The 12201-nt window shown below is 49.2% G+C and carries 10 protein-coding genes and 2 tRNA genes; 7 read left to right on the forward strand and 5 right to left on the reverse strand.

Annotated elements, in window-relative coordinates; genetic code table 11:
* Positions 1–16 precede the first annotated feature (16 nt).
* The 3 genes from ftsE (at position 17) to rpoH (ending at position 2633) form a co-directional block, all read left to right on the forward strand.
* Positions 17–670: a cell division ATP-binding protein FtsE gene (ftsE, locus tag BMY62_RS00475; protein WP_090655012.1), complete on the forward strand. Its 654-nt coding sequence runs from the start codon at positions 17–19 to the stop codon at positions 668–670.
* On the forward strand, positions 667–1581 hold the full coding sequence (gene ftsX, locus BMY62_RS00480) for a permease-like cell division protein FtsX (RefSeq protein WP_090655015.1): 915 nt from the start codon (positions 667–669) through the stop codon (positions 1579–1581). Before ftsE ends, ftsX begins: the two co-directional genes overlap by 4 nt.
* Positions 1582–1790: 209 nt before the next feature.
* Complete coding sequence (gene rpoH / locus BMY62_RS00485; RefSeq protein ID WP_090655017.1) at positions 1791–2633, forward strand: RNA polymerase sigma factor RpoH; 843 nt, start codon at positions 1791–1793, stop codon at positions 2631–2633.
* An 89-nt stretch (positions 2634–2722) separates the two neighbouring features.
* On the opposite strand, the gene smbP is transcribed toward rpoH, so the two are convergent.
* The 3 genes from smbP to hemF all read right to left on the reverse strand — a co-directional run bounded on the left by smbP (position 2723) and on the right by hemF (position 5368).
* Positions 2723–3067, reverse strand: coding sequence for a small metal-binding protein SmbP (gene smbP / locus BMY62_RS00490; protein WP_090655020.1), 345 nt, complete (start codon positions 3065–3067; stop codon positions 2723–2725).
* A 227-nt stretch (positions 3068–3294) separates the two neighbouring features.
* Positions 3295–4293 carry a Kelch repeat-containing protein gene (locus BMY62_RS00495; protein ID WP_090655023.1) on the reverse strand — a complete coding sequence of 333 codons (999 nt, stop codon included), beginning with the start codon at positions 4291–4293 and terminating at the stop codon, positions 3295–3297.
* Between the two features lie 178 nt (positions 4294–4471).
* Positions 4472–5368 (reverse strand): oxygen-dependent coproporphyrinogen oxidase, encoded by an 897-nt coding sequence (gene hemF, locus BMY62_RS00500; RefSeq protein ID WP_090655026.1) that lies wholly within the window; start codon positions 5366–5368, stop codon positions 4472–4474.
* Between the two features lie 293 nt (positions 5369–5661).
* Between hemF and aroC the strand changes: the two genes are divergently transcribed.
* The 4 genes from aroC (at position 5662) to BMY62_RS00515 (ending at position 7238) form a co-directional block, all read left to right on the forward strand.
* On the forward strand, positions 5662–6747 hold the full coding sequence (gene aroC / locus BMY62_RS00505; protein ID WP_090655029.1) for a chorismate synthase: 1086 nt from the start codon (positions 5662–5664) through the stop codon (positions 6745–6747).
* A gap of 54 nt (positions 6748–6801) precedes the next feature.
* Positions 6802–6984 (forward strand): hypothetical protein, encoded by a 183-nt coding sequence (locus BMY62_RS15895; protein WP_143058729.1) that lies wholly within the window; start codon positions 6802–6804, stop codon positions 6982–6984.
* Between the two features lie 76 nt (positions 6985–7060).
* Positions 7061–7137: transfer RNA gene (locus tag BMY62_RS00510), tRNA-Arg, on the forward strand.
* A gap of 25 nt (positions 7138–7162) precedes the next feature.
* Positions 7163–7238 (forward strand) — tRNA-Phe (locus BMY62_RS00515).
* A 333-nt stretch (positions 7239–7571) separates the two neighbouring features.
* Here the strand turns inward: BMY62_RS00515 and BMY62_RS00520 are convergent.
* Positions 7572–8435 carry an isocitrate lyase/PEP mutase family protein gene (locus tag BMY62_RS00520; RefSeq protein ID WP_090655032.1) on the reverse strand — a complete coding sequence of 288 codons (864 nt, stop codon included), beginning with the start codon at positions 8433–8435 and terminating at the stop codon, positions 7572–7574.
* Positions 8432–11890 carry a transcription-repair coupling factor gene (gene mfd, locus BMY62_RS00525; RefSeq protein WP_090655036.1) on the reverse strand — a complete coding sequence of 1153 codons (3459 nt, stop codon included), beginning with the start codon at positions 11888–11890 and terminating at the stop codon, positions 8432–8434. The genes BMY62_RS00520 and mfd overlap by 4 nt, the downstream gene beginning before the upstream one ends.
* Positions 11891–12201: the final 311 nt, after the last annotated feature.

Consider the following 12201-nt stretch of genomic DNA (forward strand, 5'->3'; position numbering starts at 1 on the left):
TACTAATCGAGGCTGTATGATTCATTTCAAGCAAGTGAGTAAGCGTTTCCCCGATGGATATCAGGCATTGAATAATATCGATTTAAATATTGACGCGGGTGAAATGGTTTTTTTAACGGGACATTCCGGAGCGGGTAAAAGTACATTACTGAAGTTGATTGCGGCTATCGACCGACCGACCTCTGGGGTTATCGCGATCAACGGACACAATATCGTACAGTTGAGACCTGCTGCATTACCGTTTTTGCGTCGAAAAATCGGTTTTGTGTTTCAGGACTATAAACTACTGTTTGACAGGAACGTCTATGAAAATGTGCTGCTGCCTTTACAGATTAGTGGTTTTGACAACAAAATTACGGCTGGAAGAGTACGCGCCGCACTCGATAAGGTTGGCCTGTTAAAAAAAGAAAAAGCCATGCCGATTACACTTTCCGGCGGCGAACGGCAGCGATTGTGCATTGCGCGAGCTGTGGTGCATCGGCCGTTGATTCTAATTGCTGATGAGCCGACAGGCAATCTGGATATGGCGTATGCGCGGGAGATCATGACAATTTTCCATTCATTTCATCAGGTAGGTGTAACTGTATTAATTGCAACGCACGATGCGTCATTGCTGGAAGAAAACCGGTATCGTGTGCTGTCATTGCAGCATGGAAAATTTGCGGCATGATCAAAGCCTGGTTGAGTCAGCACGTTTTTGTTTTCGGACAGGCGCTCAAACGCATGGTGCTGTCACCCGTAACCAATCTGCTGAGTATACTGGTGATGGGAATAGCATTCAGTCTGCCGGTCGGGGTTTATATATTGCTGCAAAATTTACATGCAATTTCTGGACAGACAACCGTTACGCCGCAAATGAGCCTGTTTTTTAAACAGCATGCAACAGAACAGGATATCGACACGATTCGTAACCTGCTGCAAGAGCAAAAACGGGTCGTGCGAATTGAATTTGTCTCCAAGGATCAGGCTTTGCTGCAACTACAACAGAGTGGTGGTTTGGGAGACATTATGCATAGCCTTGGACGAAATCCCTTGCCGGATGCATTTGTTGTCGACATACAGGATGCGAACATCGAAGCACTGGATCAGCTCCAGACGACCATGCAGGGATGGCCGGAAATCGAATATGTGCAGTTTGATTCGGTCTGGACCAAACGTCTGGAAGCGATATTGAATTTCGGACGCGTGGTGGTTTTGTTGTTGTTTGCATTGTTGAGCGTTGCCGTGGTTGCTGTGATGTTTAATACCATTAGATTGCAGATTATGACCAGACGCGATGAAATTGAGTTGTCTAAGCTCATTGGTGCAACAGATGGTTTTATCCGGCGGCCTTTCCTTTATTTTGGCGCAATCCAGGGGCTGGCAGGCGGTATAACAGCTTGGTTGATTATTGCGCTGGTATTACAAGCGATAAATGATGAACTCAAGACGCTGGCCGATCTGTATGCCTGGGATGTGCATTTACAGCATCTTCCTGAGCGGGACAGCATCAGCCTGCTGCTATTTGCCGCTTGGCTGGGCTGGCTGGGTGCGCGCCTCGCTGTTGCCGGCCATCTCAAACGAATCGAATCCGATACATAGAGCTGAGTCTGGTGCTGGCATCTGATTCAGGATGTTAAACGAATTCATGCATTGCAGGAAAAATCATAAAAAAAGATTAGATTAATAATATTTTTACATAATGTTGAACTCACGGCTATATTCGCACTCTTAAGCTGAGAGTGCTAAAATAATAAACAGATTTTATTGAGCGGATATTATTATTTGAACGAGGTAAAGAGGAGAATATCATGACGTATGCTTTAACGGTACCGTCCATAAGCGGGAATCTTGAAAGCTATATCCAGTCGGCGAATTCTTTTCCGTTACTGTCTCAGGAAGAAGAAAACAAGCTTGCAAGACGCTTACGGGATCAGGGCGATATCAAAGCAGCGCAGCAGCTGATATTGTCGCATTTGCGTTTTGTCGTGACGATTGCGCGCGGTTACAAGGGCTATGGTCTGCCGCAGGCAGATCTTATTCAGGAAGGCAATGTGGGCCTGATGAAAGCAGTCAAGCGTTTTGACCCCGAGCGTGGCGTACGGCTGGTATCGTTTGCGGTGCACTGGATCAAGGCTGAAATTCATGAATTTATCATGCGGAACTGGCGGTTGGTTAAAATCGCAACTACCAAGCAGCAGCGAAAACTGTTTTTTAATTTACGCAGCCTGAAGCAAGGGCTGGATACCATGGGTCCAGGAGAAGTGAAGCAGGTTGCTGAGCAATTGAATGTCAAGCCTGAGGAAGTGGTTGAAATGGAAAAGCGTTTCAACGGTAATGACATTTCACTTGAACCGCTGTCTGACGAAGAAGACGACTACTATAGTCCGATTGCCTATTTGACTGACGGCTCAGATCCATCGCAGATACTCGAAGCAGAACAGGACAGAACACGCCGCGGTGAGGGATTACAACAGTCCCTGGACTGTCTTGACGAACGCAGCCGTCACATTATCGAAGCGCGCTGGCTTAGAGAAGAAGATACGGCGACATTGCATGAGCTAGCGGACGAACTGGGCGTTTCGGCTGAGCGAGTACGGCAGATTGAAGCAAAGGCCATTCAAAAAATACGCCATTTACTAACAGCGCAGTAGGTCGTTGTGCCAATGCCAGGTTGGCAGATTGAAGCCACAAAAAAACCCTCAGAAAAAAACTGAGGGTTTTTTTAATAATTAGCTAGCTATTAATGCCCTGATTTACGCATATGCATGATAGCTTCTTTCATATGCTTCGCACCTTCGTCGGCATGTCCCATTTTGCCATGCTTGATTGATTCTTCCATATGTTTTATGGCTTCTGTCATATGTTTATGTGCTGCGGCATGCGCTTCTTCAGCTTCTTTTGCATGTTGCAAAGCTTTTTCCGCATGCTCAACCAAAACCTTGGCATGCCCGTCTTCACCATGCGCAAGTGCTTGTCCTGCATGTTCCATGGCTTCAGAAGTATGTCCTGCATCGGATGCCAAAGCCTGATTGCTCAGGAATATAGCCAACACACCTACTGCGAATATAGTTGATAGCTGTTTCATTGTAACCTCCTCCATTTACATATTGAGTTTGCTTCTTTAGGACAACCCTCCACAATGCGCTTGTGCTATTTGCTACTATTTCCTATTGTCAATATTATCAACAAGCACACATATATTATTTATAACATAAAGTGGCTGATAAAAACATAAGTATTGTTACTTACTCGTTACGTGTGCTGAAGGTCTACTAAAAATCATGACGATTTTGATCATTTTTGATTTCAACGCTACTGTAGCGCCGGTGCCTGATCGAAGATTTCGGTAATCTGACTGAACGATGCGCCAGGCGATGTTCCACCGCCGATGGCATACAGCCGTCCATCGACAACAGCCACACCCAGGCCGTGTCTTGCCGTTGGCATAGGCGGCATGATTACCCAGCGGTCATTGTCGGGAAGATATTTTTCATTGCTGTCAAACGTTCCTTCATCCGATTCGCCACCGAGTATGTAGATATGATCGTTGATTACGCCGGCACCGATTCCGCTGCGGGCAGTTGGTAAATTTGCTTTGTACTCCCATTGATCAGAAGCGGAGTCATACGCTTCAACCACGCTGGTGTTTTGCTGGTATTTCAAATTAGATCGTCCGCCGATTGCGTAGATTTTGGAACCGGCTGCTGCAACAGCAAGATGATCGCGAGGAGCAGACAAGGGTGCGCCGGTTGTCCAGGAATCGGTGGCCGGATCGTAAATTTCGGTGGCGCCGGTGTTTTGTTTGCCGTCGTAACCGCCGATTGCGTATATCCGGCCCTGATGAACGGTTACGCCAAGTGCGCCACGTGCGGTTGGCATAGGTGCTCGTTCTCGCCAGGTTTGAGTGACAGGGTCGTATTCATAAACAGTGTTGACAGGATGCCAGACAGTTAAGCCGGATTTCGTGAACCCACCAATGACATATAGAAATCCACCGTGGGCTGCAATACCGGCGTGGTGTCGTCCTTCTGGCAAAGGTGTTGATACGGTCCAGCTATCTGTTGCAGGGTTGTAAATCTCTACATCCCGGCTGACAGCAAAATCCAGAATATTACTGATGCTTGGCCGGTTGAAGCCACCGACAGCATAGATTTTGCTGCCTAATGTTGTTGCGGCTATTTCTGTGCGTTTGCTTGGGGCAGGTGCACCCTGGCTCCAGATTCCGAGTCCCGACTCCGCATGAATCAACGGTGCATGTCCATGTGAAAGAGAGAGAATCAGTGCTGACATAACGAGTTGACGTTGTAACATTGAGCATCCTCCAGTTAAACTTTTTCACAGAATTCATTGTATTGCGATGTCGAAATGGTTGCTTTACAAGTAAGTCCATGCATGGAATATTCAAGCATTGCATGCCGTATCGTTACGTGCGATAAATCATTTAATCGAATCAATGGTCAGAAAGGAGTAAATCGGTACCGCGGATCGGCTAAACCCAGTCTTTGCCAATCAAAAAATCAGTGTAGAGCCTGCTTTCCTCACTGCCGGCTTCGGGTTTCCAGTCATAGCGCCATTTGACAACCGGCGGCAGTGACATCAAAATGGATTCAGTACGTCCACCAGTCTGCAGCCCAAATAAAGTACCGCGGTCCCAGACCAGATTGAATTCAACATAACGGCCGCGCCGGTAAGCCTGGAAATCGCGTTCTCTTTCGCCATATGGTGTGTCCTTGCGTTTTTCCAGTATCGGTCGATACGCACTTAGAAAATTGTTGCCGACGTTTTGTGTCATTTTAAAGCAGGTCGCAAAGTCCGGCTGATTCCAGTCATCAAAAAATAACCCGCCGATCCCGCGCGGCTCGTTACGGTGTTTTAAAAAGAAATATTCATCACACCATTTTTTCAGGCGAGGATAACATTCACTGCCAAATGGTTGTAATGCATCCCTGCAGACTTGATGAAAGTGAATAGCATCCTCTTCAAAACCATAATACGGCGTCAGATCCATGCCGCCGCCGAACCACCAGACCGGATCCGCATTCTCTTTGCGCGCTTCAAAGTAGCGCACGTTCATGTGTACTGTGGGTGCATATGGGTTGCGTGGATGAAGAACAAGTGAAACACCCATCGCTTCAAATGATCTGCCGGATAATTCCGGGCGTGCCGCCGTGGCCGATGCGGGCAAACCGCTGCCGTAAACATGAGAAAAATTGACGCCGCCGCGCTCGAGAACGTTACCTTCCTCGATCACGGTGCTTATTCCACCACCGCCCCCGGGTCGGTCCCATTGATCACGATGGAATGTTTTACCATCCACCTGTTCAATTGTCGAGACGATATCGGTTTGAAGCTGGGTCAGATAATCTTTAACTTGTGATGTGCTCATTCAATCTCCTGTGTTGCTGCGCATATTGAACTGAAAAAGTCTAGAGGCATTAATCCTGTAAATTCAAAGACGGCTATGTCCGGACTCAATGCCGTTGTTTTTCTTTTTTGTGTTTATAATAGTGAAATAGCCAATTGGCCGATTCGCTGCATTTTACCCGTTATATAACATGATTAAAGCATAATGTACTTGATTTTTCTCAAATGCTGCCCAGCAGCAGTTTGTTAAAACACTGGGATTGCAGATTGATAGTTCTGATTTGATGATAATAAAATTTAGAGGAAAATTTACGCATGTCCGGAAATACATTTGGCAAGCTTTTCAGCATTACATCTTTTGGCGAATCGCATGGCCCTGCAATCGGTTGTGTGGTCGACGGCTGTCCGCCCGGGCTGGAAATCAGTGTTGAGGACATCCAGCACGAGCTGGACAGGCGCAAGCCAGGTACTTCCAGACATGTGACACAGCGGCGTGAATCAGATACGGTTGAAATTCTGTCCGGTGTGTTTGAAGGTAAAACAACAGGTACGCCGATTGGTCTGTTGATTCGCAACGAGGATCAGCGCAGCAAGGATTACAGTAAAATCAAGGATGTGTTTCGCCCCGGACATGCAGACTATACCTATTGGCAGAAATACGGTATACGCGATTATCGTGGTGGTGGGCGCGCGTCAGCGCGCGAGACGGCGGTACGTGTGGCGGCCGGTGCAATTGCCAAGAAATGGTTGAACCAAAAATTCGGTATTGTGATCCGGGGGTATATGTCGCAGCTTGGGCCGATAGCGATTCCATTTAATTGTTGGGAGGATGTTGATCAAAACCCTTTTTTTGTGGCAGACAGTAGTCGCACGGAGCAGCTTGAGCAGTTTATGGATCAATTGCGCAAGTCTGGTGACTCTGTCGGTGCGAAAATCAGTGCCGTGGCTGACAATGTGCCGGTCGGCTGGGGTGAACCGGTTTATGATCGTCTCGACGCTGAAATTGCATATGCCATGATGACAATTAACGCTGTCAAAGGTGTTGAGATAGGCGCAGGCTTTGCGAGTGTGACGCAACAAGGAACAGAGCATTCGGATGAGATGACGCCGGAAGGATTTCTCAGCAATAATGCGGGCGGCATACTGGGTGGAATATCGACTGGTCAGCCGATAACTGTTAATGTTGCCATCAAACCCACCTCCAGCATACGTCTGGGCAGGCGTTCCATCGATAAAAACGGCGAATCGGTGATTGTGGAAACACATGGTCGGCATGATCCTTGCGTCGGTATTCGCGCAACGCCAATCGTTGAGGCAATGCTTGCCCTGGTGTTGATCGACCATGCGCTGCGCCACCGTGCACAAACTGCAGATGTTATATGCATGACGCCGAAAATTTGAGGTAACGCCGGTCTGCTTTTAAAGGGGGATCCCGCATTGGAGGAAGGATAAATTGTGCAGCCACTACACCGAGCTGACAAGACGATAAATCTTGACGTGTTGTTGTTTACCCTTGACAAGCGGAATCAAATCACCCATTATCGCCGCCGCGAACGAGAGGATTTCAGTAAAACAATCTGCCGGACTGAAATCTGTCCCGGTACATGGCAAGCGGCATCCAAAGTGAAGAGTAAATAAAAATAGAAGTTTGCAGCCCGCAACCAGCTTCAATCTGTTATAATCCTGCGCTGCAAAGGAACACAGATTGTATTAAGCGCCCGTAGCTCAGTTGGATAGAGTACTTGGCTACGAACCAAGGGGTCGTGGGTTCGAATCCTGCCGGGCGCGCCAATCAATAGTTTTGCAGCATTAAACAGGCCAAGTAGCTCAGTTGGTAGAGCAGAGGACTGAAAATCCTTGTGTCGGTGGTTCGATTCCGCCCTTGGCCACCAATAAAATCAAGCAGTTATCCTAATTTCATCTAAGTGACTTTTTCAGCACGCTAAAAAATGTAACGGGATTTGTAAGCAAATTCAGCAAATATCAGGCATTAAAAAACCCGCGTAAAGCGGGCAGTGTTCCAGATTGTTAATCAGCGTGCAAAATTTACCAGGTAACAGCGTCGAGATTTGCCAATCTCAATTTGTACTTCATTGTTCTTTAAGGATAAGTGATTTTTAGCTTGGTAAAAATATTTGCCGATTGTGGTAAATCTTACGTGCTGATTGACACTGTGTAATGTTTAACAGGTGAGGCACTTCGCATTAAAGTGCGCACTGACTTTGCTATTCTTTTACTTTGAACCGCTTCTCCAGCGCTATATGATGGTTCATTCGAATCAAGGTCTTGAAGGTTTCAAAAGCCAATTCCTGATTGATATGTTGTGTGCCGCCGTCTTTTCTGAGCGCGTTAAAACAATCGATAAATGCCTGCGTGGCCGAGAACAGGCCGGACAGTGCATAGGCCACGAGTTTGTAGCCCATGGCTTGCAGTTCATCAAGCGGCACATTGGGGGTTTTACCGCCCTCGATGATATTGGCGAATAACGGAACGCCCTGGAAATGCCGGGCGATGGCGGCTAGTTCATCCTCGGATTGTGGCGCTTCGATAAACAGCACATCCGCCCCCGCGGCCAGGTAACGTTCGCCGCGTTTGATCGCGCCGTCGAGTCCTTCTATCGCACGGGCGTCAGTTCGCCCGACAATCACAAGACCGGAGTCGCGGCGGGCGTATGCAGCGGCTTTTATTTTCTCCACCTGTTCGTCGGTAGGTATGAGCTGTTTGCCTTCGAAATGGCCACATTTCTTGGGCCATACCTGGTCTTCGAGTATGATGCCGGCGACATCGGTCTGCACGATTTCTTCGACAGTGCGAATGACGTTCAGCGGATTGCCATAGCCGGTGTCCATGTCGGCGATCAATGGAATCGACACGCTGTGCGCGATACGTCTTGCCGAATCGATCATTTCGCCGGCAGTCAGATAACCCAGGTCCGGTTTTCCCAGCAGAGACGCGGCGATACCGAATCCGCTGGTGAAGATATAGTTGAACCCCGCCTGCTCGGCGGTCATGGCGCCAATACAGTCGTAAACGGCCGGCGCAGGGTGGATGCCGGGCTGATCGATCAGTGCGCGTAGTTTGTTTTTCATACTGATAATGATTGCATCAGGCTTTGAATGCGTAAAACCCGTTTTTTAACGTCGGCGATCTGCGCCTGGACTTTAAGCCGGTCCGGGCCGGCGAGTGAATATTCGCGGCCGCTCTGGATCAGTTGAATAATTCTGGCGGGATCAACGGGCGGTTCGGGCGAGAACTGTATTTGTATGCTTTCAGCACTGGCGTCAATGCGGATAATGCCGAGCGGTTTTGCGGCTATACGTAGTCGGTGACAGTCGAGCAGGGCTCTGGTTGAATCGGGTAGTAGTCCAAAACGGTCGATTAATTCACTTTGAATATCGTCGAGTTGTTCGTCATCAGTGCAGTTAGCCATGCGTTTGTACAGGACGAGACGTTCGTGAATATCTTGGCAGTAATTTTCGGGAAGCAGAGCGGGTACATGCAGGTTGATTTCGGTTGCAACGCCGAGCGGATACTGCATGTCGGGTTCCTGGCCTTTTTTAAGCGACTGTATGGCGGTATCGAGCATTGCACTGTACAGGCTGAACCCGATTTCCTGCATTTCGCCGCTTTGGGACTCGCTCAGTACGGCGCCGGCCCCGCGGATCTCGAGATCGTGCATGGCCAGATAAAAACCCGAACCCAGCTCTTCCATGGCCTGAATCGCCTCGAGGCGTTTTTTGGCCTGTGCGTTGAGCGTCTGCATGTCGGCCGTAAGCAGATAGGCGTATGCCTGATGATGGGAGCGTCCGACCCGGCCACGCAGCTGGTGCAGCTGCGCCAGGCCGAATTTGTTGGCGTTGTTGATGATAATGGTATTGGCGCTGGGCACGTCAATGCCTGTTTCGATAATGGTGGTGCACAGCAGAATGTTGAAACGCTGTTGGTAAAAATCGCGCATCACGTGTTCCAGCTCGCGTTCGCGCATCTGGCCATGCGCAATCTGAATGCGCGCTTCGGGCAGCAGGTCGGCCAGCCTGTCATACATATGCCGAATCGTGTTGACTTCATTGTGTAAAAAATATATCTGGCCGCCGCGCTTGAGTTCGCGCAGGCACGCTTCGCGAATAAGCGCCATGGAAAAATTGCTGACAAATGTTTTGATGGCCAGCCGTCGTTGCGGTGCAGTTGCAATAATGGAAAAATCGCGCAGGCCTTCCAGCGACATGGCCAATGTACGCGGAATCGGCGTGGCGGTCAGCGTCAGCACATCGACTTCAGCACGCAGTTTTTTGAGCTGCTCTTTCTGGCGGACGCCAAAGCGGTGTTCTTCATCGATAATCACCAGACCCAGGTTTTTGAATTTGACGCTTTTCTGTATCAGCTTGTGCGTGCCGATGACGATATCGAGCTGGCCCTGGGCCAGTTCCTGCATGGTTCTGGTTTGTTCTTTGCCGGTGCGAAAGCGCGACAGTTCGGCGATTTTTACCGGCCAGTGTTCAGCGATCAGTCCGAAACGATCGGAAAAGTTCTGAAAATGCTGCTCTGCCAGCAGTGTTGTCGGCACCAGGACGGCAACCTGCTTACCGTCGGCCACGGTGATAAATGCGGCGCGCAGGGCGACTTCGGTTTTGCCAAAACCCACGTCGCCACAAATCAGTCGGTCCATCGGTTTGTCTGACTTCAAATCCTCGATGACCGCGTTGATGGCGGACGCCTGATCCACTGTCTCTTCAAAACCGAAGCCTTCCGCAAAAGCTTCATAATCATGCTGGTTAAAATCAAATGCATGTCCCCGCCGTGCTGCGCGCTGCGCGTACAGATTAAGCAGTTCGGCAGCGGTATCACGCACCTGCTGCATGGCCTTGCGCTTGGCCTTGTCCCATTGATTGCTGCCCAGTTTGTGCAGCGGCGCTGCTTCAGGGGAAGCGCCGCTGTAACGTCCGATCAGATAAAGCTGCGAAACGGGCACGTATAACTTGTCACCGCCTTCATATTCCAGCGTGAGAAACTCGCTGAGTTCGCCCTCCTCACCATCGCCGAGATCCATACTGACAAGCCCCAGATAACGGCCGATACCATGCTGTTCGTGCACGACAGGATCACCTGGCTTGATTTCGGACAGGTCGCGGAGAATATTGTCTGTCGAAGTGGTTTTGCGTGATTCTCTCTCGCGGCGTCCGGGCACATGCGATGCGGCGTATAGTTCACTCTCTGTTATGAAAGCGAGCTTGTCCTGGCTGTCTATAAACCCGTTGAATAGCGGCGCAATACCGAGCATAAAAGACTGTGTGCTTGCCAGAAACTGTGCATAATTCTCACAGGTATGCGGGTAGAGACCATGCTGGTTGAAATAGTCTGCAATCAGTTCGCGTCGACCTTTACTTTCGGCAACGACCAGGATACGTCCGCCGGTGGCTGTGAATGTGTCCGCAAATGCCGCCAGTTGTTCGAGCGGGTTGTCCGCATAGCGATTGACAGCTATTGGCGGCAGTGGAACGGTTGCAACCGATTCTGCTTTTTTTTCCTGTGCGTCGGTTAGTATCTCGATGCGGGCATGAGGTTTCAATCTGCCGAAAAAGGTGTCGGCCGGTAAAAACAACTCATCGGGTGGCAGTAACGGCCGGTCGATATCTGCCCGCAGCAACTGATAACGGGACTGTGTGTCGCGCCAGAATTCATCAAGTACCGGCCGTATATCCTGATGCAGGCAGATGACTGTTTCTTCAGACAGGTAATCGAACAGTGTCGCGGTTTGATCGAAAAATAACGGCAGGTAGTATTCGATCCCGGCCGGCGCAATGCCTTTACTGACGTCCTTGTAAATCTGTCTTTTGGTTGGATCGCCTTCAAATTTTTCCCGGAATTTACCGCGAAAGCATGTACGGCCATTATCATCCAGCGGGAATTCACGCGCGGGCAGCAGGCGTATTTCATTGACCGGGTAGATACTGCGCTGCGTGTCTACGTCAAAAGTGCGGATGCTGTCGATTTCATTATCCAGCAGATCGATACGATAAGGTATTGCGCTGCCCATCGGGAACAGGTCGATCAGCCCGCCCCGCACGCTATATTCGCCCGGAGAAAATACCTGTGATACATGGGAATAGCCGGCTTCAGTCAATTGATTGCGCAAGGCTGCGACATCCAGCACTTCGTTTTTCTTGAGGAAAAAGGTGTGAGCGGCGAGGTATTCGCGCGGCAAAATGCGGTATAGCGCCGTCGTTAACGGCACGATCAGGACATCACAGGATTTGTTCATGATCTGATAGAGCGCTGCGAGCCGCTCTGAAACAAGATCATGGTGCGGTGAAAATGTATCGTAGGGAAGTGTTTCCCAATCGGGCAGTAAATGAATGCGTAACTCGGGATCAAAGAATGGCATTTCTTCCAGCAGACGTTGTGCTTCACGGGCGTTGGCCGTGATGACGGCAAAAGGCTTTGCCTGCTGCGCGAGTTGCGCCAGAATCATTGAATCACTGGAGCCAGCGTAACTGCTATAACGCAGGATCTTTCCTTGAGACGGTCGTGTAATCGGGTAAGGCATACAATGAAATATTTATTCAGGGGGCTTCGCTACAACACAATTTAACGCGATGACACGATGATGTGGTAACGCTATGGCGCATTATTATATGACATTTTGTGATGGGGTTAGGGTTAGGGTTCAGAATCGGAAGTATGAAACAGGTGTATCTTTTGGGTGTTTTTTTGAGCAGCAGTATGCCCAGAAAATAATCTCTGGAAGAAATTTCTGGCCTTTGGTCGCTTTTTTACTCAATTATTACGTATTCTGCCGTAAATACATATTAACTTGAGCATTACATCACAGTGTCAAGGTAATGGAAAGATAATGCC

The organism is Nitrosomonas marina, assembly GCF_900111605.1.
GTDB lineage: Bacteria > Pseudomonadota > Gammaproteobacteria > Burkholderiales > Nitrosomonadaceae > Nitrosomonas > Nitrosomonas marina_A.